The sequence below is a fragment of the Enterobacter sp. 61D5 genome, assembly GCF_034107965.1.
GTDB classification, from domain to species: domain Bacteria; phylum Pseudomonadota; class Gammaproteobacteria; order Enterobacterales; family Enterobacteriaceae; genus Enterobacter; species Enterobacter cloacae_M.
On sequence record NZ_JAWNFK010000008.1, the window covers coordinates 437052 to 458591 of the forward strand.

The following is a 21540-nucleotide window of genomic DNA, read 5'->3' on the forward strand; positions in this document are numbered from 1 at the left end:
TTACTCCCCACAGGCCGGAAGATTGTTGATTTGCGCGGGCAGCGTTTCGGCATACAGCCCGGCTCGTTTTACGGCGTTCACCACGGCGCGCGGCGTGATGGTCGCGCCGGTGAACTGGTCGAACTCGCCGCCATCTTTCTTCACCGCAAACGCGGTATCCCCTTCGCCATGGATAACTTTACCGGCGAAGTGCAAAATCCAGTCGCTCAGACGGGTTTCAATTTTATCGCCCAGGCCCGGCGTTTCATGATGCTGCGTCACGCGGGTACCCAATATTGTGCCGGAGAAATCGCTGCCGACGAGCAGCTGAATGGCGCCGGAATAGCCGTCGGGCGCCGTCGCTTCCATCACCGCGCCTACCGGTTTATCCCCTTTGCGGGCAATAAAGAGGCGGTGAGAGCCTTTCCCAAGCTGCGGCGCGTCTACCACAAAGCAGCTCTTTTGCAGGTCATTATCGTAGAAATCTGATGGGATCACCTGATCGAACAGCGCCTTTTGCTGCTTTGAAGCCTGCTCTTCGATGGTCGTTTTGGTTAACGAGTTAACCAGGGCCGTCAGCCCGGTCAGGACCGCAGCGAAGACAGCCAGCGTGACGCCGTGTTTTTGCATCGTTTTTAACATGGCGAAACCCTTAGCGATGGCCGTACACGCGCGGACGCGTGTAATAGTCGATGAGCGGAACGGTAATGTTGGCGAGCAGGACGGCAAACGCGACGCCGTCCGGGTAACCGCCAAAGCTCCGGATCAGCCATACCAGCAGGCCCGCCAGCGCGCCGAAGATCAGGCGGCCGCGGTTAGTTGTTGACGCCGTAACCGGATCGGTCAGGATAAAGAAGGCACCTAGCATGGTCGCACCGGAGAGCAAATGCATCTGCGGGCTGGCCAGTGATTCAGGAGAGAAGACCCAACCCAGCGTCGCGCAGACCGTCAGCGTCACGAGGAAGCTGACCGGAATATGCCAGCGAATGGCTTTCTGCTGCAGCAGGAACAGGCCGCCCAGCAGATACGCCAGGTTGACCCACTGCCAGCCAGCACCCGCCAGCATGCCGCTGTAAATCGCGGATTTCATAATCTGCTCAACGCTGTGCCCGGCATGCAGGGACGTTTTAAAGGTATCGAGAGGCGTCGCCTGGCTGATGCCGTCCACGCCCATGCGCAGCGCGTTCATATCAGCGCCGAGCGCCGTATGGCCGGTAAAGATCACGTGCAGGGCATCCATAAAGCCCGGAATCGTGGCTGCAATCTCGTGCGGCGGCAGCCAACTGGTCATCTGCACCGGGAAGGAGATCAGCAGCACTACGTAGCCAATCATCGCCGGGTTAAACGGGTTATGGCCGAGCCCACCGTACAGCTGTTTGGCAATGATCACGGCAAACACGGTACCGAGCACGACCATCCACCACGGGGCAAACGGCGGAATACTGATGGCGAGCAGCAGGCCGGTCAGCAGCGCGGAGTTGTCAGCCAGAATGCGTGACACCGCCATCTTACGCAGCTTCAGGACGAGTGCTTCCGCCGCGACGGCGCTGGCGCAGCCCAGGGCTATCTGGAACAGGGTTCCCCAGCCGAAAAACCAGCACTGAACGGCAATGCCCGGCAGCGCGGCCAGGCAGACCAGCATCATAATGCGTGATGTCTGACGCTGGTTGTGGGTGTAGGGGGAACTTGCGATTCTGAAAACCATTTAATCCTCGTTTACGGCTTGCTGTGCGGCTTTCTTCGCCTGAACGCGCGCAATGGCGGCGGCGACGGCGGCCTTGCGCGGGTCATCGTTGGCGGCCTGCGGCTGCTCTTCCTGCTGCGCTGCCTTACGGGCTTTGGCGCGGGCAATCGCCGCTTCTACGGCGGCTTTACGCGGGTCGACGGGTGGTGCTTCTGCTTCTGATACTGCCTCTGGCGCCTGCTGCGCAGCCTTACGGGCTTTGGCGCGAGCAATCGCCGCTTCAACGGCGGCTTTGCGTGGATCGACCGCTTCTTGCTCGACGACTACCTGCTGTTCTCCAGCTTTGCGGGCCTTGGCCCGGGCAATCGCCGCTTCAACGGCTGCTTTACGCGGGTCGACCTCAGTATCTGCCTGAACCGTTTGCGCTTTTTCCGCCTGACGCGCGCGAGCCGCAGCCTTTCGCGCTTCGCGGGCGGCAATCGCTTCGCTGTTATCCGGTTTTTCCCCGGCCTGGATCACCACCGTCTGGGCGGCATCGGCTTTTTTCTCGCGAACGCGCGCCAGTGCGGCGTTGATCGCATCCTGATCTTTCCCGGCAGGCTGAACGGCGGCCTGCTTATGGCGTTCCTGACGGGCGATTTTTTCGCGCTCAAGTCGCGCCTGACGCGCTTCGAAACGTGCCTTGGCTTCCGCGGCGCGTTTTTCTTCCATGGAAATGGCATAAATCTCGGCCTTCTCCTGACGGAAGTATTGCACCAGCGGAATGTTGCTTGGGCAGACCCAGGCGCAGGCACCGCATTCAATGCAGTCGGCCAGGTTATGGGATTTTGCCTTGTCGTGCAGCTGGCCTTTGCTGTACCAGTACAGCTGCTGCGGGAGCAGATCCGCCGGACAGGCATCGGCACAGGCGCTGCAGCGGATGCAACCTTTCTCTTCCTGTTCTTCACCCATTTCGGTTGGGGAAGGGGCGAGCAGGCAGTTCGTGATTTTCACTACCGGAACGTCCAGCCACGGCAGCGTAAAGCCCATCAGCGGGCCACCCATGATCACCATCTGGTCGCTGGCCGGGCAAAAGTCAGCCTGTTCCAGCAGATGTCGCACCGGCGTACCCAGACGCGCCCAGACGTTGCCCGGATGGGAAACCGACTCGCCGGTCAGCGTCACCACGCGCTCGGTCAACGGCTCGCCGTCAATCACCGCGCGTTTCACCGCATAGGCGGTGCCGACGTTTTGCATCAGCACGCCGATATCAGAAGAGCGTCCGCCGTGCGGAACCTGCTTACCGGTGAGAATTTGCGTTAGCTGTTTTGCGCCGCCAGAAGGGTACTTGGTCGGGATAACGCGCAGGCTAATATCGTGACTGCCCGCCAGCACGGCGCGCAGCATCGAGATGGCCTGCGGTTTATTGTCTTCGATACCAATCAACACTTCCCGCGGCTTCAGAATATGCGCCAGGATGCGAATGCCTTCCACCACCTGAGCGGCGCAATCCTGCATCAGACGATCGTCTGCGGTGATATAGGGCTCGCACTCGGCGGCGTTGATAATCAACGTCTGGATGTTATCGCCACCGCCGCGCAGCTTGACGCCGGTCGGGAAGCCCGCACCGCCCAGCCCGGCGACGCCGAACTGATGAATACGTTCGATAAGCGCTTCGCGGCTCTGGCTGCGGTAGTCGCTCCAGCCGTCACGGTCGATCCAGCGGTCTTCGCCGTCAGCTTCAATAATCACGCTCAGCTCTGACAGCGCGGACGGATGAGCCACCGTATGAGGGGCAATCGCCACCACTTTACCGGAGGTGGGGGCGTGTATCGGCAGCATACGTCCACGGCCAAAGGTCAGCGGCTGACCGCGGAGAACCGTATCGCCTTCTTTCACGCACAGCTCGCCCTCAGCGCCAATATGCTGCTTGAGCGGCATGACGTAACGCGTCGCCAGCGGAATTTGACGCAGCGGCGTGCCGTTGGACTGGGTTTTCATCTCTGGCGGATGGATACCGCCGTCAAAGTCCCAAATCTTCTCTTTTCTGAAAGCAGAAAATAACTTAAGCATGTTGTTCCACAGGAATGATGCGAACCGGAATGGTTTGAAGATCCCACTTCCAGCTTTCGGTAGTCGTTTCAACCGGGCGCAGCTCAATACATTGCGTCGGGCAGGGGGCAACGCAGAGGTTACAGCCGGTGCACAGATCCGCCACAACGGTGTGCATGGCGCGGGTGGCGCCAACAATGGCGTCAACCGGGCAGGCCTGAATACATTTGGTGCAGCCGATGCAGTTGGCCTCGTCGATCACGGCCAGGGCACGGACCGGTTCCTGCACCTCCGCATCGCCATCCACGGGCTGCGGATCGACGTTAAGCAGGGCCGCAATTTTCAGCATCACCGCTTCGCCGCCGGGGGCGCAGCGGTTAATTTTTTCACCCTGAATCCCTACCGCTTCAGCGTAGGGACGGCAGCCCGGGTAGCCGCACTGCCCGCACTGGCTTTGCGGCAAAAGCTCATCAATTTTTTCAACGACAGGATCGTCCTCTACCGCGAAACGGCGGGAGGCGTAACCCAGGATAAGGCCAAACACCAACCCCAGGACGCTGATAGAGGCGATGGCAATCCAGATAGCATTCATTACAACTTCACCAGACCACTAAAGCCCATAAAGGCCAGAGACATTAAACCCGCGGTCACCAGCGCAATCGCGTTACCGCGGAAGGGCGCAGGGATATCCGCTGCCGCCAGACGCTCGCGAATCGAGGCAAACAGGACCATAACAAGTGAGAAACCGACGGCGGCGGAAAAACCGTACAGCGCCGACTGCATAAAGTTATGGCCAAGGTTGATGTTAAGCAGCGCAACGCCGAGAACGGCGCAGTTGGTGGTGATCAGCGGCAGGAATATACCCAGCAGGCGATAGAGGGCCGGGCTGGTTTTACGCACCACCATTTCAGTAAATTGCACAACAACCGCAATGACCAGAATAAAAGCCAGCGTACGAAGATAGATTAAGCCCAGCGGGATAAGGATCCAGGTATCAATCAACCACGCGCAGATGGACGCTAGCGTCATCACGAAGGTCGTTGCCAGCCCCATGCCCATCGCCGTTTCCAGCTTTTTGGACACACCCATAAACGGACACAGGCCAAGGAACTTCACCAGAACGAAGTTGTTAACCAGCACGGTGCCGACAAAGAGCAGTAAGTAATCGGTCATTATTTAGCCTGAAATAAAAAAGCCGCCTATTATCGGACAAACTCACGCAGGCGACAACAGGTTATCTGTAGGGTTATTACGGGTTCACGAAGGTGTTTTTTACCCGCGTCGAACGCCTGAAATAGGGGACCAGCAGCGCGGCGGCCAGTAACGGGAAAAGCAGCTGACGAACGGCCAGAGCGTCTGATACGGGCGAAAAAGCAAACGCTTTAACCGCCAGCAGAACCGAAATCAGCAGCCAGATGATGTAGTGCTTAGGCACACTCTTGCGGCGCTTAAAGAAGGCGATGGTCAGCCACAGGGTGTAGTACCACATTCCAATCGCGAAAACGAACGATACAAACCACATCGCAATATTCAGCACGCTTTGCGACATCAGGGTCTGGATAGCGTGAGGGGTAATCAGTGCGGTGGTATACAGCAGCAGCGCAAGTGATGCGCTTAATAATGCAACCAGCAGCCATGCCAGTGGGGCGATTAACCAGCCTCCAATGCGATCTCCAGGCGTTGCGGTCATGAACTCTCCCATAATCTGCGCGAAATGTTGTACAGCCAGTTTGCAGGGCGGAGAGTATATAACATTTCGCGCGGATGGCTACTTTCTTATAAAACGTAACGCCATACGGACTTAGGCACTTCACCCACGTTGAACAAACGACCACCGGAAACCAGCTCCGCACGGCGATGGTCAGCGGCGCGATACATATTAATGATGTCCTGATTATCAGACAGGGTGTAGTTCAGATGGTCAAACAGTTTTTCCAGGCTCTCAAGCGAATTGATCTTGCGAAATTTTAATAAATAGTCCTGAACTGTCATATTAATAAGTTTCCATATAAAAGTGAGTAATACCAGTTAAGGTAATTCGTTCGAATAATAAACGGATTAATAAAGACGTAAACAGCACACTCAGGTAATGCGACGAAATTAGGAGTTTTCTTTGCTGAAATTCAGGCATCAGACGATGCCTGGAAGAGAAGGTTAACCGTGTTCACCAGGGCTGGCAATACGTAACTGACATATTATGTCACTCTTTATTGCAGTAACCGGTTACTTAGGTTGGACGACTGTGACAGGCTCTGGCGGCTGGTAGTTATCGATATGGCTGGCAACGCCCAGCAAAATGACCGAAACCCCAAGGACAATCCATCCCGCTAATTCAATGATTCGATTAATAATTGACGTCATGATTCGTAGTTGTACTTTATCCATAAATACAGGTCGCAAATGTTACAGCGACGTTTCCCCGACGGCAAGCGCTTTGGGAACGGTTCCCTTAAACAAAATCAGTGGGTTAATACTATGTAACAAAAACAACCCGTACAACCTGCTATTTTAAGTCATATGGCACATTATTAATCTGTGGTAATGCCAGGCTAGCCAGTGTGAAATAAGAACGTCATAAAAGAGGACGGCACTATGAGTGATAATATCCGCGTTGGGCTTATCGGCTACGGGTATGCAAGCAAAACGTTTCATGCGCCTCTGATAGCCGGAACGCCGGGGATGACCCTGGCTGCGGTATCCAGCAGCGATGCCGATAAAGTCCATGCCGACTGGCCTTCCGTGCCGGTTGTCTCTGAGCCAAAACACCTTTTCAACGATCCTAATATTGATTTAATCGTTATCCCCACCCCGAATGATACCCACTTCCCGCTGGCAAAGGCCGCGCTGGAGGCCGGTAAACACGTGGTGGTCGATAAGCCCTTTACCGTCACGCTGTCTCAGGCTCGCGAGCTGGATGCGCTGGCAAAGAGTCTCGGCAGGCTGCTGTCGGTGTTTCATAACCGCCGCTGGGACAGCGACTTTCTGACGGTAAAAAGGCTTCTCAGTGAAGGCTCGCTAGGGGAGATCCTCTTTTTTGAATCGCACTTTGACCGCTTCCGTCCGCAGGTGCGAAACCGCTGGCGCGAGCAGGCCGGTCCGGGCAGCGGTATCTGGTACGATTTAGCCCCGCATCTGCTGGATCAGGCCGTCAATCTTTTTGGTCTGCCGGTGAGCATGACGGTCGATCTGGCCCAGCTCCGGCCCGGAGCGCAGACGACCGATTACTTCCACGCGGTGCTCAGCTACCCGCAGCGGCGGATTGTGCTGCACGGCACGATGGTCGCGGCCGCGGAATCGGCCCGCTACATCATTCACGGCACGCGCGGGAGCTACGTGAAGTTTGGCCTCGATCCGCAGGAGGACCGGCTGAAAAGCGGTGAACGTTTGCCGCAGGAAGACTGGGGCTATGATATGCGCGACGGCGTGATAACGCGGGTGGAAGGTGAGGAACTCGTTGAGGAGAGCTTGCTGACGATCCCGGGCAACTATCCGGCCTATTATGCGGGAATCCGCGATGCGCTGAACGGCACGGGCGAAAATCCGGTTCCGGCCAGCCAGGCGATTCAGATTATGGAGCTGATTGAGCTGGGTATTGAATCTGCCAAACATCGCGCCACGCTCTGTCTGGCATAAGCTTTAAGGGCTGTTGTATGCCGGGTAAGCGTCAGCGCCACCCGGCAACGGTGTTAACCGCGAGCCACTTTATCTTTAAGCGCCTGCTTCTCTTCAGGCGTCAGGAAGGCGATCTCCAGCCCGTTGATCTGTGCCTGACGGATCTGCTCGCGGCTCAGACCCGCCTGCGGTGCGGCGATGTTGTATTCGTGGATGATATCCACGCCCTGTACCGCCGGATCGTCAGTGTTCAGTGAGGCCAGCACGCCGTGCTCAAGGAACGTTTTCAGCGGATGATGCGCCAGCGTTGCGACGGTGCTGGTCTGAATGTTAGACGTCAGGCATGACTCAATCCCGATACGCTGCTCCGCCAGGAAATCCATCAGGGCGCGATCTTCTACGGCCTTCACGCCGTGACCGATACGCTCGGCGCCCAGCTCGCGGATGGCCTGCCAGATGCTTTCCGGGCCAGCCGCTTCACCCGCATGCACGGTAATGTGCCAGCCGGCATCGCGCGCGCGGTTGAAGTGGGAGAGGAACAGACTGCCCGGGAAGCCCAGCTCGTCACCGGCGAGATCGACGGCGGTGATGGCATCGCGATGGGCCAGCAGCGCTTCCAGCTCCTGCAGGCAGGCGGCTTCGCCGAACGTACGGCTCATAATGCCAATCAGACGGGTCTGAACGTCGAAGGTTTTACATCCTTCGCGTACGCCTTCAATCACGGCTTCCACCACGCCTGCAACGGGCAGGTTGTGGGTCATCGCCATATAGCCCGGCGAGAAGCGCAGCTCGACGTAATGCAGGCCGTTACGGGCTGCATCTTCAATGTTTTCAAACGCCACGCGGCGACAGGCATCCAGCGAGGCCAGCATCTTCACGCCCCAGTCGAGTTTGCTCAGGAAGCTGACCAGGTCCGGTTCATTGGAGGTTACCTGTACGTGAGGGATCAGCGATTCAAGCGTCTGCGCAGGAAGCGTTAAATTGAACTGGCGGCCAAGATCGAGGATGGTTTGGGCACGAATGTTACCGTCAAGGTGACGATGAATATCAGTTAAAGGCAGGCGTGTATCAATCATGGTCGCACTCTTTTCTGGTTAAAGTGCGCCATATTATAAAAACAAAACGGGGTAAAAAGCTATTTGCGCAAGGGAATATTCCGTTGCGCAAATTGATTACAGGAGCGTGTTAATCCCGGCAATGAGGCGTTGCACCCCTTGTTCAAGCTTGCTGCGCGGACAGCCTGCGTTCAGGCGAACAAAGCCGTTTCCCTCTTTGCCGTAGGTATATCCCGGCATGATGGCGACTTTTTGCTGCTCGATCAGCACTTTTTGCAGCGCCCGATCGTCAATGTTCAGCGGGCGCAGGTCAATCCAGGCCAGGTAGGTCGCTTCGGGCGGCTGCCAGTTCAGTTTCGGAAAGGCGCGGTTTACTTCCTGCGCGATATACAACAGATTCTCTTCCAGATATCCCCGCAGGGCATCCAGCCACGGCGCTCCCTGCTGATAAGCGGCGATATGCGCCGTTAGCGCCAGCACGGAAGGGGAAGAGAGCCCGTCCCGGCCTTTTAGCGCGCTGAGATAACCGTTACGGCTCTCCTCATCACCAATAAGGCCGTAAGCGCCCGTCAGCGCCGGAATATTAAAGCTTTTCGAGCCGGAGGTGAGAAGCGCCCATTTGCCGCGCGCCACCGCGCTCCACGGCGTGTGACGATGCTCTCCCCACACCATGTCCATATGAATTTCATCGCTGATAACCGCCACATCATTGCGTGCGCACAGTTCAGCCATCTGCGTCAGCTCGTCCCTCGTCCAGACCTTGCCGGTCGGGTTTTGCGGGCTGCACAGCAGCAAAATTTTGTTTTCAGGTTTTGCCAGGGCCGCTTCCAGCGCAGCCATATTTCCCTGCCAGCCTGCGGCGTGCTTTTCCATCTCCACGGGCACCACATGACGCGCATTCCCTTCAATAGCTTTGTAAAACGCGTCGTATGCCGGGGTGTGAACCACTACGCCGTCGCCGGGGTGTGACCAGAGACGAATCAGCTCTGACACCATGTAGATAACGGAAGGACCATAAACGACGGTTTCCGTATCAATCGTGCTGTTAAAGCGCTGCTGGAACCAGTGCGCGACGGCGGCGAGAAACTCATCGTTCTTCCAGCGGCTGTAGCCCAGCACGCCGTGATTAATGCGCTGATGCAGCGCGTCGGTAATGCAGGGCGCGGTGGCGAAATCCATATCCGAGATGGTGAAGGGCAGCAGATCGGCCGCGCCAAAGCGGTCGGCGACGTAGTCCCACTGCGTACACCAGGTGCCGTGTCGATCCACGACGGTAGAAAAATCAAACATGACGTGAGTCCTTAAAGTAAAACCCCCTCATGAGAGGGGGCTGAGGCATCAGGCTTCAACTGTCCGCATCAGGGTTGCCAGCTCATCCTTCACCGACTGGACCTGCGGGCCGATAACCACCTGCAAATTGTGCTGATTTAACTGTACCACGCCGATGGCCCGGTTGGCTTTCAGGGCGTTGGTATCCACTTTTGACATATCCGCCACCGACAGACGCAGGCGGGTGATGCAGTTATCGAGCGAGGTGATGTTATCCGCACCGCCCAGCGCCGCCAGAATGGCCGGTGTGTTGTAGCCGGATTTGCCCACGGTCCCGGCAACCGCCTGTTCAACGCTGCTCGCCGTATCGGTATCGCGGCCAGGCGTTTTCAGGTTAAAGCGGGTGATGGCGAAGCGGAAGATGCCGTAGTAAACCGCAAACCAGATAGCCGCCACGACCGGCACCAGGTACCACTTGGTGGACAGGCCGTGCAGGATCCCGAACACCACGAAGTCGATCACGTTGCCGTCGGTGTTGCCGATGGTCACGCCCAGCACCGCCATCACGGTAAAGCCCAGACCGGTCAGCACCGCGTGGATGAGGTACAGCACCGGTGCGACGAACAGGAACAGGAATTCGATTGGCTCGGTGGTACCGCCCACGACGCAGGCGATCACGCCGGAAATGAGCAGGCCTTTAATTTTATGACGGTTTTCCGGGCGCGCGCAGTGGTACATCGCCAGCGCGGCACCCGGCAGGCCACCGAGGAAGGCAGGCATTTTACCCTGAGACAGGAAGCGGGTGGCGCTTTCCGAGAAGCCGTGGGTGGTCGGACAGCTCAGCTGCGCCTGGAAGATGGTCAGCGCGCCGCTCACGTCGTGACCGCATACCTCCATCGTACCGCCCGCTTCGGTGAAGCGAATCAGGGCCACCAGGATATGCTGCAGGCCAAACGGCAGGAGCAGACGCTCGCCGGTGCCGAAGATCATCGGACCGAAATCTCCCGCGCCGTTGATGATGCGGCCAATGCCGTTGATACCCATCGCAAAGACCGGCCAGATCAGCGGAATGATCAGACCAAACAGGCCCATCACCACCAGGGTAACAATCGGCACGAAGCGGGTACCGCCGAAGAAGGCCAGGGCATCCGGCAGCCGGATATTATGGAAGCGCTCGTGCAGCATCCAGATAATCACACCCGCGATCACTGCACCGAGGATCCCGGTATCAATAGACTGGATGCCGATCACGCTCTGAATGTTGTTGGCTTTCAGCACGGCGGCGTCGGTGGTCGGCAGAATGCCTTTCGCGGTCAGCCAGAAGTTAACCGCCAGGTTCATCACGGCGTAACCCACAAACCCGGCAAACGCCGCGACGCCTTTATTTTCGCGCGCCAGGCCCAGCGGGATAGCAATACAGAACATCACGGGCAGGAAGCTAAACGCAAAGGAGCCGACTTTACTCATCCAGATGAAGATCGCCTGCAGCACCGGGGTACCGAGGAACGGGATCAGCGTGATGACGTCTTTACTGCTCAGCGAGCTGCCGATCCCGAGCATGATCCCGCAGAACGAGAGGAGTGCCACGGGTAGCATAAAGGTTTTACCCAGTTGCTGGAAAAATTCCCACAGCGATATTTTTTGTGCTGCTTTCGCCGTCATAAAACGACTCCTTTATTGTTAAAATCAGTTTGCCTGCTTCAATGCTGCGAGAAGATAAAACGTTTTATCAAAGTTTAGTGCGCGCTAAATCACATTCTCAGGCTTTGACTGGTAGTATAAAGATAACGTATTGATAAAACGTTTTACCGATCTCATTTCAGGGAGTCACGCCAACACATGGCTGTAGCGAAAAAAATCACCATCAACGATGTCGCGCTGGCGGCGGGCGTTTCCGTCAGCACCGTTTCTCTGGTGCTAAGCGGAAAAGGGCGCATCTCTCCTGCGACCGGTCAGCGGGTTAACGAGGCGGTTGAGCAGCTGGGTTTTGTGCGTAACCGTCAGGCGTCGGCGCTGCGCGGCGGGCAAAGCGGGGTGATTGGCCTGATTGTTCGCGACCTGACGTCACCTTTCTATGCGGAGCTGACCGCCGGGTTAACCGAAGCGCTTGAAGCGCAGGGGCGGATGGTCTTTCTTCTGCACGGCGGTCGTGAGGCCGATCAGCTTCTTTCCCGGCTCGATATGCTGCTGAACCAGGGGGTGGACGGGGTGATCGTCGCCGGAGCGTCGGGCGTGGGCAGCGAGCTGTGCGAGCGCGCCGCCGAAAAAGGCGTGCCGCTGGTGTTTGCTTCGCGCGCCAGCTACCTGGACGAGGCCGATACGCTGCGCCCGGATAACATGCAGGCCGCACAAATGTTGACCGAGCATCTTATTCGTCGCGGGCATCAGCGCATTGCCTGGCTGGGCGGGAAAAGCTCGTCCCTGACGCGCGCCGAGCGGGTCGGCGGCTACTGCGCAACGCTGATTAAATACGGCCTGCCGTTCCACAGCGAATGGGTCGTGGAGTGTGAATCCAGCCAGAAGAAAGCGGCGGAAGCGATAGGCGCGCTACTGCGAAGCAGCCCGACGATCAGCGCTGTGATTTGCTATAACGACGTGATTGCCATGGGCGCCTGGTTTGGCCTGATCCGCGCCGGGCGTCAGAGCGGCGAGGGCGGGGTGGAAACCTTCTTCGGTCACCAGGTGGCGCTCGGGGCGTTCGCCGACGTTGGTGAAAACGCGCTAGACGATCTGCCGATCGTCTGGGCCACCACCCCTGCGCGAGAGATGGGCTACACGCTGGCGGACAGAATCATGCAGCGCATCGACAACACGGACGTTCAGGCCGGACACCAGATTGTGGCGGCGCGGCTGGTGACGGTGAAATAATCTCCGCTGCACATCGCCCGGCGGCGCTGCGCTTGCACGGGCCTACAGCGGCCCGGAATCACAGGCCGGGTAAGCGTCAGCGCCACCCGGCAATAAAAAACCCCTCATGCGAGGGGTTTTGACGTTTACTGCTGCGGTGCCGCCGGTTCGGCTGGCGCTGCCGGTTCAGCCGGTTCCGGCATCCCCAGAGCAGGCATACCAAACATGCCGACAAAGTCTTCCAGCGGCATCTTGTCGCCGTTGAGCGTTACCTGGCCGTTGGCGTACTGCAGGCTGGTGAAGATCGTGTTGTTTTCCACTTTGGTGATGCGGAACATCTGGCCCATGGCCGCCAGACCTTTCACCTGCTGGTTTGCCAGCTTGCCGGCGTCTTCATCGCCGTAGCCTTCCAGCTTCGCAATCTGGGTCATAAACTCGGTCGCCATATCCATCGGGATGGTCAGCTTGCTGTCGAGCGACTTCACGCTGCGATCCACTTCCTGCGCCAGCGTCTGCGGTTCACCCGTTGCGGTTGCCGGATCTTTAAGGAACAGCGACAGGTTAAAGCTGGTTTCGCCTTTGCTGTTTTTCCAGCTCAGCGGCGCAACGGTGATCACCGGCTCGCCTTTCAGCAGGACAGGCAGGTTGTTGAACAGTACCGCCATCGCCTGCTGCTGATACACCTCAGGGTTCTGCTGGAGTGCGGCATCGGTCAGCAGCGCCTGGCTCTCTTTGCTGTATTTCTGGCTAAATTCGTGCCACGCCTGGCCGTCGATATTGCCGATCTTCAGCGACAGTTTGCCGGTACCCAGATCCTGATTCTGCACCTTAAGGCTCTTCAGCGTGTAATCCAGCTGGGTGTTGATGCTCTTACCGTCTTTGGAAACGTCGGATTTGCCGTTGACGTCCATGCCTTCCAGCACGGCCATCTCTTTTCCTTCAACCGCAATGGCTACCTTGTCGAGAGAGAGTTTCTGATCGCCGATACGCTCCTGGAAATCGGTCATTCGGCTGTTGCCGTCGGCTTTCAGGTTGTTGAAGGTGAGCTGAACCTTTTGGTTATATTCGTTCACGGCATTGACCAGGCCGCTTTCCGCTTCACCCGTCAGGGAGAACACATTTCCGTCGCGGTCAGCATCGAGTTTGAAGTGGCCGCCGCTGAAGGCGACTTTCTCATTCTCTTTCTCGTAGTTCAGCGCTTTCAGAGCGATATCGGAACTGGTGTCACCGGCATAGCTGATGCGGGTGTCAATCTCGAAAGGTGATTCATTCTTCGCCAGGTCAAACAGCGGTTTCGTCAGGTCGTTGTTCACCAGTACGGTATGAACGGACGCCATCGACGGGATCAGGTTAAAGGACTTCAGCTGCGCCAGCGGCAGCGGACCGTGGCTCACCACCTCATCCAGCACCACGCTCTGGCCCGGTTTCAGCCAGCCGTTTTCAGCACCAGCAACCGGCTTCACCACCAGCTGCATACGGCTGGTAAACACGCCGCGATGATAATTCTGGTAGCTCAGCTCAAGGCCTGCCTCCGGGGCGCTGCGCTTAATCTCTCCGTTAGCCTGCGCCACCATCTCAGCCAGACGGCCTTCCAGCTGTTTCCCGGTAAACCAGGAGGCACCCGTCCAGACCACGCCTAACGCTACAATCACTCCAACCGCTACGACCGATTTTTTCATTGCGACTATCCCTAAAATGAAACCAGGCGGTAAAAACCGCCTGGAGATATTAAGCCTGCAACTAGCTTAGCAAGAGTTGTTAAAAAATTCAGTAAGTGCTTAAAGCTTATTGAAAACGCGCGCCAGACGACCGGTGCCGCTCACGCTAACCGGCGACTCGTTCGCTGCAACAAAAGCCGACTCGCCCGGCTTGAGCACCAGACGCTGTTGGCCTTTCTGCAGCGTCGCTTCGCCCTCCACGCAGAACAGGATTGCCGCGCTCTCCTGAGCAATGGTTGCTTCTGTCTGGCTCAGGTCGTGCAGGGAGAAAGCAAAATCTTCAACCGGAATCGGGAAGTCCAGCTCTGCGCCGTTTTTCACCGGCTGAGTCAGCAGCTCCGCGGCAGGTTTCGCCACAAACTTCACGTTGGCAACCAGCTCAGGAATATCGATGTATTTCGGCGTCAGGCCCGCGCGCAGCACGTTATCGGAGTTGGCCATTACCTCCAGCGCCACGCCCTGCAGGTAGGCGTGCGGGGTTTCGGCAAACAGGAACATCGCTTCGCCCGGGTTCAGCTTCACCACGTTCAGCAGCAGAGGGGAGAAAAGGCCGCTGTCGTCCGGGTAGAATTCGGAGATCAGACGGATAGTCTCCCACGGTTCACCCTGCTGGCTGCCCAGAGCTGCTTTCAGCACCGCCAGCGCGTGAGATTTCTCTTCACCCTGCATATTCAGCAGGCTGGCAAACAGCTGGCTCAGCGCGTCCGCGTTCGGGTTTTGAAGGAAGTGGGCAATAGCCTTGTGGGCACCCGCGACCGGTTGCAGTAGGGAAACGATCTCTGAAAACTCGCGGAACGCGTTCATCGCCAGGAACGGGGTCAGCGCAAAGACCAGCTCCGGCTTGTGGTTAGGATCTTTGTAGTTACGCTCGGCAGCGTCTAACGGAATACCCGCCGCGTTCTCTTTCGCAAAGCCAATTTCAGAGGCTTTCTTGTTCGGGTGAACCTGGATGGAGAGCGGCTGGTCGGCGCACAGCACTTTAAACAGGAACGGCAGTTCGCCGAAGCGCTGAGCAACCTTGTCGCCCAGCAGCGCGGTTTTATCGGCGTCGATCGCGTCGCGCAGGCTGCGTACCTGGCCGCTGGCGTCTTCAACTTTTGAGCTGCTCTTCGGGTGTGCACCCATCCACAGTTCTGCCATCGGCAGGTTGTTCGGGTTGGGGATACCGTAGAGATCCGTTAACGCAGTTTTACTTCCCCAGGCGTAGTTTTGCACCGAGTTAATGAGTTTTTGCATTATCAAGCCCTGATTCAATTAAGGAATTCACTCCGGGTATTAAAGCAATAAACCACATGGAAGTAACCTGTGGATGTAAAAAGTCGTACTAGTCTCAGTTTTTGTTAAAAAATTGTGTAGGATAAGCTGACTCGCTTTTAAGCCGGGCAGCGGAACATCTGCCCTGAATAAACAGACCGAAGCAGTAAGTGAGAGAACAATGTCGAATAAACCCTTCCATTATCAGGATCCTTTCCCCCTCAGTAAGGATCGGACCGAGTATTACCTGTTAACCCGCGATCACGTCTCCGTCTCTGAGTTTGAAGGACAAGAGATCCTCAAGGTGGATCCGCAGGCGCTGACGCTGCTGGCGCAGCACGCTTTCCACGACGCCTCGTTTATGCTGCGTCCTGCGCACCAGCAGCAGGTTGCCGATATCCTGAGCGACCCGCAGGCCAGCGAAAACGATAAATACGTTGCCCTGCAGTTCCTGCGTAACTCAGACATCGCCGCGAAAGGTATTCTGCCTACCTGTCAGGACACCGGCACGGCGATCATCGTCGGTAAAAAAGGCCAGCGCGTCTGGACCGGCGGCGGTGACGAAGCGGCCCTGGCGCACGGCGTCTACAACACGTACACCGAAGATAACCTGCGCTATTCGCAAAACGCGGCGCTGGATATGTATAAAGAGGTCAACACCGGCACCAACCTGCCAGCACAGATCGATCTCTACAGCGTCGACGGTGACGAGTACAAATTCCTCTGCATCGCCAAAGGCGGCGGTTCAGCCAACAAAACCTATCTCTACCAGGAAACCAAGGCGCTGCTCACCCCGGGCAAGCTGAAAAATTACCTGGTTGAAAAGATGCGCACCCTCGGCACCGCGGCGTGCCCGCCGTACCATATCGCGTTTGTGATTGGCGGTACGTCGGCGGAAAGTACGCTGAAAACCGTCAAGCTGGCCTCAACCAAATACTACGACGGCCTGCCTACCGAAGGTAACGAGCACGGCCAGGCGTTCCGCGACGTGCAGCTTGAGCAGGAACTGCTGGAAGAAGCGCGCAACCTGGGCCTCGGCGCGCAGTTTGGCGGCAAATACTTTGCCCACGACGTGCGCGTGATCCGTCTGCCGCGTCACGGTGCCTCCTGTCCGGTCGGGATGGGCGTCTCTTGCTCTGCGGATCGCAACATCAAGGCGAAGATCAACCGCGAAGGCGTGTGGATCGAAAAACTGGAAAACAACCCGGGCAAATACATCCCGGAAGAGCTGCGCAAAGCGGGTGAGGGTGAAGCGGTTCGCGTCGATCTGAACCGTCCGATGAAAGAGATTCTGGCGCAGCTTTCGCAGTATCCGGTCTCGACCCGTCTCTCGCTGAACGGCACGATCATCGTGGGTCGCGATATCGCGCACGCGAAGCTGAAAGAGCGTCTGGACAACGGCGAAGGGCTGCCGCAGTACATTAAAGATCACCCGATCTACTACGCCGGCCCGGCGAAAACGCCTGAAGGCTACGCGTCCGGCTCGTTAGGCCCAACCACGGCAGGGCGTATGGACTCGTACGTTGACCAGCTGCAGGCCAACGGCGGCAGCATGATCATGCTGGCGAAAGGCAACCGCAGCCAGCAGGTGACGGACGCCTGCCACAAGCACGGCGGCTTCTACCTGGGCAGCATCGGCGGCCCGGCTGCGGTTCTGGCGCAGGGCAGCATTAAGAGCCTGGAGTGCGTGGAATACCCGGAACTGGGTATGGAAGCGATCTGGAAAATTGAAGTGGAAGACTTCCCGGCGTTTATCCTTGTGGATGACAAAGGCAACGACTTCTTCAAGCAGATCCAGTCGTCCCAGTGCTCGGCGTGCGTGAAGTAATTCTGTAAATTGTCGGGTGGCGGCTGCGCCTTACCCGGCCTACGTGTCTGGTAGGTCGGGTAAGCGTCAGCGCAACCCGACATCAAAAAGAGCGCACAAAGCGCCATATCGTTTCTCAGAAGTCATCAATACTTATCCCTTAAGCATGTGAGCAATCCCTCTTTTGTTATCAAGGAGAAAGTAATGACCACGGTACGCCATGAGAAAGATTCGATGGGCGCCATCGACGTCCCGGCCGATAAGCTATGGGGCGCGCAAACCCAGCGTTCGCTGGAGCACTTCCGTATTTCGACCGAAAAAATGCCCGTCTCGCTGATTCAGGCGCTGGCGCTCACCAAACGCGCCGCCGCGAAAGTGAACCAGGATTTAGGCCTGCTGACGGCAGACAAAGCGACCGCCATCATCAACGCCGCCGACGAAGTGCTGGCGGGTAAGCATCCCGATGAGTTCCCCCTCGCCATCTGGCAGACCGGTTCCGGCACCCAGAGCAACATGAACATGAACGAAGTGCTGGCGAACCGGGCCAGCGAACTGCTGGGCGGCGTGCGCGGCATGGAGCGTAAGGTCCATCCGAACGATGACGTCAACAAAAGCCAGAGTTCTAACGACGTCTTTCCGACGGCGATGCACGTGGCGGCGGTGATTGCTATCCGCGAGCAGCTAATCCCGCAGCTCAACGTCCTGAAATCCACGCTCAACGAGAAAGCGCAGGCCTTCCGCGACATCGTCAAAATTGGCCGTACGCACCTGCAGGACGCCACGCCGCTGACGCTCGGCCAGGAGATTTCCGGCTGGGTGGCGATGCTGGAACATAACCTGAAGCATATTGAGTACAGCCTGCCGCACCTGGCGGAGCTGGCGCTCGGCGGGACGGCGGTCGGGACCGGGTTAAACACCCATCCAGAATACGCGGCGCGCGTGGCGGAGGAGCTGGCAAACTTCACCGGGCAGCCGTTCGTCACGGCGCCCAACAAGTTCGAAGCGCTGGCGACCTGCGATGCGCTGGTCCACACCCACGGCGCGCTGAAAGGGCTGGCGGCCTCGCTGATGAAAATCGCCAACGACGTGCGCTGGCTGGCCTCGGGTCCGCGCTGCGGCATCGGTGAAATCAGTATTCCGGAAAACGAGCCGGGCAGCTCCATCATGCCGGGTAAAGTGAACCCGACCCAGTGCGAAGCCATGACCATGCTCTGCTGTCAGGTGTTGGGCAACGACGTGGCCGTCAACCTGGGCGGTGCGTCCGGCAACTTCGAACTGAACGTCTATCGTCCGATGGTGATCCATAACGTACTGCAATCTATTCGTCTGCTGGCGGACGGGATGGAGAGCTTTAACGAGCATTGTGCGGTAGGTATTGAGCCGAATCGCGAGCGTATCAGCCAGTTGCTCAATGAATCCCTGATGCTGGTGACGGCGCTGAATACCCATATCGGCTACGACAAGGCCGCCGAGATCGCTAAAAAAGCGCATAAAGAGGGGCTGACGCTGAAAGCCTCCGCCCTGGCGCTGGGCTATCTGACGGAGGCGGAGTTCGATGCCTGGGTGCGCCCTGAGGCGATGGTCGGCAGCCTGAAATAATCAACTCGCCACGTACAGGTGCAGCCGCGGAATAATCAGCTGCAGCGGCTGCGCCTGGGGTCGGTAACGGTGCTGGACATTTTCAGCATCGTAATTCAGCAACTCACCAATATCCGGCACGATAGCCCCCCGATCGGCATCATAGAGCGCAATCAGCGGCGTAGGGCAGGCATACTGAACCTGTTTTTGCTGGCCGGAATACCAGACGCGGGCGATAGGCTGTACCTTCACCGGACGCTTTATCTTGAGGCGCGTGTCCGCCGGAAGCGAGGCGATGCTGTGGTACTCCTGCTCCAGGCGCTCAATCCACTGCTCGCGCGACCACGGTGCGACGGTGCGCGGCGCCTTCAGGCTTTTTTCCAGCTGCGCCAGAATTTCATCCCGGGTGAAGTTTTTAATGATGTGCTTATTCGCCCAGCCGAAGCGCAGCGTGGCGGGGTGACGCAGTACCGTCAGCGTGCGATAGGCATTCAGGGTAATCAGCCCCGGCAGCTGGCGGTGTACCCATTCAAACCGGGCGGCAGGGGCGAGGCCGGACTCTTCGGTGATGATCTTTTCAAATGCCGCCTTCAGGGTGTTGATATGGGTAATCTGGCTTTCCAGCGCGTCGCGCGTTGTCGCATCGGTTTGCAGGCAGATCACGCCAGGCAGACGCACGGCGGCCTTACTGCTGCGGTTTTCTGACTGCTGCTGGATAAACAGTCGACGATAGTGCTTCAGCGCCAGCTCAAGGGCGGCGCTGCCGATGTGCTGTTCAACCTCGATGGTGTCCAGCGGGTCGTGCTCGGCCCCTTTAGCCACCTCGGGCAGGGTAAAAACGCGCGCGGCCAGCAGGCGGCAGCTCTGCAAACGTTCGGTCAGGGTCAGGAGCTCGTGTTCTATTTCCCGAAACGTGCTGTTCAGCCGTTCGAGGAGATCGTAGGTCGCCATAAACACTCTCATTAGTTACAACATACTTATCATATAGCACAGCACGCCGGGTCAGGCCAGCGTGCGGTTGAGGTCAGGCAGGGACGGGAAGGGCGATGTTATGGTACACCGGCCAGCTAAAGCAGAAGCGCGCGCCGCCGAGCTCGCTCTCTTCGCAATGCACCGTGCCGCCCATCGCCTGCGCGATAGAGTAAACAATCGCCAGCCCCAGGCCGCATCCGCCAGTGGCGCGATCGCGGCTGGGGTCGAGGCGGACAAACGGTTCAAACACGGTTTCTCGCGCTTCCGGGGCAATCCCCGGACCGTCATCCTCCACCGTCAGGCTGGCCTGATTGCCCTGCAAATCCAGTCCGATCTGTAGCGTACTTTCGCTGTAGCGCATGGCGTTGTTCATCAGATTGTCCAGCACGCGCTCCATCAGGCGCATATCGAGCGCGCCGTAATCACCCGGCGTGACGCGCGTTAACAGCGTGCGCTGCGGGTTCACGCTCTGAACGTCATCGATGTGGGTTTGCAGCCAGGCAGGCAGGTCCGGCATGCTGAGGTTCAGCTCGTTTTGCGGACGATCGAGGCGCGCGTAGGTCAGCAGCTCCTCAATCAACGCCTCAAGCTGGCCGATGTCGCGGTTAAGCGCCTGAGACTCCGCTTCCGTCAGATTCTCGCTCATCTCCAGACGATAGCGCAGGCGAACCAGCGGCGTGCGCAGCTCGTGCGCAATCCCGTCGATCAGCTGCTTCTTACTGGCGATCAGGGCATTGATGTTATCGGCCATCTGGTTAAAGGCCACGCCCAGACGTTCAAAGCTGGAACCGCTGTCGAAGTGGATGCGTTCGGTAAAATGCCCCTCGCCAAAACGCTGCGCGGCGGATTCCAGCTTCAGCATGTCCTGCCAGTGCGGGCGCATCCAGATAAAAACCGGAAACGCGAGCGAAATGGCGATAAAGGCCATCAGCGCCATGTCCAGCAGACGCATCTGGTGCAGATAATAGAGATAGGGTACCGGCCCGACGGCCAGCACGTAATGGCTGCGCGGAATACGCTGGATAAAGGTGTATTTCTCGTCCAGCGCGACGATGTCCCCGTCGCGCAGACGCTGCATGGCGGGCGGATCCAGCTCAAAATCTTTTAACGGCTCGATGCGTAAATCGAATGACAGGTTCAGATCCAGCTCTTTGAGGGTTTTCGCCCAGTCGTGCGGCGGGATCTCTCTCAGCTCGCTGCGCATCAGATAGAGCGAGCTTTTCATCAGATCGTCCAGCGACTGCCTGCCCGCACGTTCGGCGGTGAATTTATAGACCAGCCCGACCAGCATGGTCATGACCAGGAAACAGACAAACAGCAAAAGATAAAACTGCACAAACAGCTTTTTCATTAAATATCACCGGGAAATCAAGTAATTAACTACTTTGTTTTTACCTTCAGGGGCACTATAGGGGCATTTGCATATCCGCCAAAGCGCTGATTCAAAAATGATACCTGATCGCTATCGAGAGCATTTATCCACGCAGAGTATACATGGAAGACCATCTCTGCATTCTCATGACCCATCTGATTCGCTATAAAAGCAGGATTAGCACCTGCCGACAACTGGACTGACCCCGCCCCGGTAGACGATCCTGCCCTATAGTTGGACTGACCCCGCCCCGGTAGACGATCCTGCCCTATAGTTTGGACTGACCCCACGCCCGTAGACAAATTCTGACCTCACGATGAGGCCTGATCGAAGGCCTCCGGACTGACGCCTCCGAGGTGACT

19 protein-coding genes are annotated in these 21540 nt (G+C 57.7%); 4 read left to right on the forward strand and 15 right to left on the reverse strand.

The window, feature by feature from the left end; translation table 11 throughout:
• From rsxG to blr, 8 genes are all read right to left on the reverse strand, one after another.
• Window positions 1–621, reverse strand: coding sequence for an electron transport complex subunit RsxG (rsxG, locus tag UTM25_RS11140; protein WP_023311375.1), 621 nt, complete (start codon window positions 619–621; stop codon window positions 1–3).
• A gap of 10 nt (window positions 622–631) precedes the next feature.
• Entirely contained in the window at window positions 632–1684 is a 1053-nt protein-coding gene (gene rsxD, locus UTM25_RS11145) for an electron transport complex subunit RsxD (protein WP_194400967.1), read from the reverse strand.
• Window positions 1685–3715, reverse strand: a complete 2031-nt coding sequence (gene rsxC / locus UTM25_RS11150) for an electron transport complex subunit RsxC (RefSeq protein WP_194400966.1) — start codon at window positions 3713–3715, stop codon at window positions 1685–1687.
• A complete protein-coding gene (gene rsxB, locus UTM25_RS11155; RefSeq protein ID WP_023311378.1) occupies window positions 3708–4286 on the reverse strand; it encodes an electron transport complex subunit RsxB in 579 nt (192 codons plus the stop codon). Before rsxB ends, rsxC begins: the two co-directional genes overlap by 8 nt.
• The gene (rsxA, locus tag UTM25_RS11160) at window positions 4286–4867 is read right to left on the reverse strand and encodes an electron transport complex subunit RsxA (protein WP_032657707.1); all 582 of its coding nucleotides are present in this window, start codon (window positions 4865–4867) and stop codon (window positions 4286–4288) included. Before rsxA ends, rsxB begins: the two co-directional genes overlap by 1 nt.
• 76 nt (window positions 4868–4943) lie before the next feature.
• On the reverse strand, window positions 4944–5384 hold the full coding sequence (locus tag UTM25_RS11165) for a DUF2569 domain-containing protein (RefSeq protein WP_194400965.1): 441 nt from the start codon (window positions 5382–5384) through the stop codon (window positions 4944–4946).
• 86 nt (window positions 5385–5470) lie between these two features.
• Window positions 5471–5686, reverse strand: coding sequence for a transcription modulator YdgT (gene ydgT, locus UTM25_RS11170; protein WP_013096896.1), 216 nt, complete (start codon window positions 5684–5686; stop codon window positions 5471–5473).
• Between the two features lie 231 nt (window positions 5687–5917).
• Window positions 5918–6043, reverse strand: a complete 126-nt coding sequence (gene blr, locus UTM25_RS11175; RefSeq protein ID WP_194401135.1) for a division septum protein Blr — start codon at window positions 6041–6043, stop codon at window positions 5918–5920.
• Between the two features lie 243 nt (window positions 6044–6286).
• Between blr and UTM25_RS11180 the strand changes: the two genes are divergently transcribed.
• Window positions 6287–7327 (forward strand): oxidoreductase, encoded by a 1041-nt coding sequence (locus UTM25_RS11180; protein WP_194400964.1) that lies wholly within the window; start codon window positions 6287–6289, stop codon window positions 7325–7327.
• A 53-nt stretch (window positions 7328–7380) separates the two neighbouring features.
• Here UTM25_RS11180 and add read toward each other — a convergent pair whose 3' ends face one another.
• From add to malX, 3 genes are all read right to left on the reverse strand, one after another.
• Window positions 7381–8382 (reverse strand): adenosine deaminase, encoded by a 1002-nt coding sequence (add, locus tag UTM25_RS11185; protein WP_194400962.1) that lies wholly within the window; start codon window positions 8380–8382, stop codon window positions 7381–7383.
• A gap of 96 nt (window positions 8383–8478) precedes the next feature.
• Window positions 8479–9651 (reverse strand): MalY/PatB family protein, encoded by a 1173-nt coding sequence (locus UTM25_RS11190; protein ID WP_194400960.1) that lies wholly within the window; start codon window positions 9649–9651, stop codon window positions 8479–8481.
• Between the two features lie 48 nt (window positions 9652–9699).
• Window positions 9700–11292, reverse strand: a complete 1593-nt coding sequence (malX, locus tag UTM25_RS11195; RefSeq protein ID WP_029740306.1) for a maltose/glucose-specific PTS transporter subunit IIBC — start codon at window positions 11290–11292, stop codon at window positions 9700–9702.
• 177 nt (window positions 11293–11469) lie between these two features.
• On the opposite strand from malX, the gene UTM25_RS11200 reads away from it, so the two are divergent.
• Window positions 11470–12498, forward strand: coding sequence for a Mal regulon transcriptional regulator MalI (locus tag UTM25_RS11200; RefSeq protein ID WP_023311457.1), 1029 nt, complete (start codon window positions 11470–11472; stop codon window positions 12496–12498).
• Window positions 12499–12623: 125 nt separating this feature from the next.
• Here UTM25_RS11200 and UTM25_RS11205 read toward each other — a convergent pair whose 3' ends face one another.
• Both UTM25_RS11205 and manA read right to left on the reverse strand, forming a co-directional pair.
• Complete coding sequence (locus UTM25_RS11205; protein WP_194400958.1) at window positions 12624–14156, reverse strand: YdgA family protein; 1533 nt, start codon at window positions 14154–14156, stop codon at window positions 12624–12626.
• Between the two features lie 99 nt (window positions 14157–14255).
• Window positions 14256–15431, reverse strand: coding sequence for a mannose-6-phosphate isomerase (gene manA, locus UTM25_RS11210; protein ID WP_194400956.1), 1176 nt, complete (start codon window positions 15429–15431; stop codon window positions 14256–14258).
• Between the two features lie 199 nt (window positions 15432–15630).
• Here manA and fumA point away from each other — a divergent pair, with 199 nt between their 5' ends.
• Together fumA and fumC are read left to right on the forward strand one after the other, a co-directional pair.
• Window positions 15631–17277, forward strand: coding sequence for a class I fumarate hydratase FumA (gene fumA / locus UTM25_RS11215; protein WP_023311463.1), 1647 nt, complete (start codon window positions 15631–15633; stop codon window positions 17275–17277).
• Between the two features lie 183 nt (window positions 17278–17460).
• Complete coding sequence (gene fumC / locus UTM25_RS11220; RefSeq protein ID WP_194400954.1) at window positions 17461–18855, forward strand: class II fumarate hydratase; 1395 nt, start codon at window positions 17461–17463, stop codon at window positions 18853–18855.
• Here fumC and tus read toward each other — a convergent pair whose 3' ends face one another.
• Window positions 18856–19785 carry a DNA replication terminus site-binding protein gene (gene tus, locus UTM25_RS11225; RefSeq protein ID WP_194400953.1) on the reverse strand — a complete coding sequence of 310 codons (930 nt, stop codon included), beginning with the start codon at window positions 19783–19785 and terminating at the stop codon, window positions 18856–18858.
• Between the two features lie 73 nt (window positions 19786–19858).
• Complete coding sequence (gene rstB, locus UTM25_RS11230) at window positions 19859–21157, reverse strand: two-component system sensor histidine kinase RstB (protein ID WP_194400951.1); 1299 nt, start codon at window positions 21155–21157, stop codon at window positions 19859–19861.
• Window positions 21158–21540: the final 383 nt, after the last annotated feature.

Bases quoted from the DNA above. Each gene is read 5' to 3' on its own strand.
- rsxG (WP_023311375.1), bottom strand. From the start codon at position 621: ATGTTAAAAACGATGCAAAAACACGGCGTCACGCTGGCTGTCTTCGCT.
- rsxD (WP_194400967.1), bottom strand. From the start codon at position 1,684: ATGGTTTTCAGAATCGCAAGTTCCCCCTACACCCACAACCAGCGTCAG.
- rsxC (WP_194400966.1), bottom strand. From the start codon at position 3,715: ATGCTTAAGTTATTTTCTGCTTTCAGAAAAGAGAAGATTTGGGACTTT.
- rsxB (WP_023311378.1), bottom strand. From the start codon at position 4,286: ATGAATGCTATCTGGATTGCCATCGCCTCTATCAGCGTCCTGGGGTTG.
- rsxA (WP_032657707.1), bottom strand. From the start codon at position 4,867: ATGACCGATTACTTACTGCTCTTTGTCGGCACCGTGCTGGTTAACAAC.
- UTM25_RS11165 (WP_194400965.1), bottom strand. From the start codon at position 5,384: ATGACCGCAACGCCTGGAGATCGCATTGGAGGCTGGTTAATCGCCCCA.
- ydgT (WP_013096896.1), bottom strand. From the start codon at position 5,686: ATGACAGTTCAGGACTATTTATTAAAATTTCGCAAGATCAATTCGCTT.
- UTM25_RS11180 (WP_194400964.1), top strand. From the start codon at position 6,287: ATGAGTGATAATATCCGCGTTGGGCTTATCGGCTACGGGTATGCAAGC.
- add (WP_194400962.1), bottom strand. From the start codon at position 8,382: ATGATTGATACACGCCTGCCTTTAACTGATATTCATCGTCACCTTGAC.
- UTM25_RS11190 (WP_194400960.1), bottom strand. From the start codon at position 9,651: ATGTTTGATTTTTCTACCGTCGTGGATCGACACGGCACCTGGTGTACG.
- malX (WP_029740306.1), bottom strand. From the start codon at position 11,292: ATGACGGCGAAAGCAGCACAAAAAATATCGCTGTGGGAATTTTTCCAG.
- UTM25_RS11200 (WP_023311457.1), top strand. From the start codon at position 11,470: ATGGCTGTAGCGAAAAAAATCACCATCAACGATGTCGCGCTGGCGGCG.
- UTM25_RS11205 (WP_194400958.1), bottom strand. From the start codon at position 14,156: ATGAAAAAATCGGTCGTAGCGGTTGGAGTGATTGTAGCGTTAGGCGTG.
- manA (WP_194400956.1), bottom strand. From the start codon at position 15,431: ATGCAAAAACTCATTAACTCGGTGCAAAACTACGCCTGGGGAAGTAAA.
- fumA (WP_023311463.1), top strand. From the start codon at position 15,631: ATGTCGAATAAACCCTTCCATTATCAGGATCCTTTCCCCCTCAGTAAG.
- fumC (WP_194400954.1), top strand. From the start codon at position 17,461: ATGACCACGGTACGCCATGAGAAAGATTCGATGGGCGCCATCGACGTC.
- tus (WP_194400953.1), bottom strand. From the start codon at position 19,785: ATGGCGACCTACGATCTCCTCGAACGGCTGAACAGCACGTTTCGGGAA.
- rstB (WP_194400951.1), bottom strand. From the start codon at position 21,157: ATGAAAAAGCTGTTTGTGCAGTTTTATCTTTTGCTGTTTGTCTGTTTC.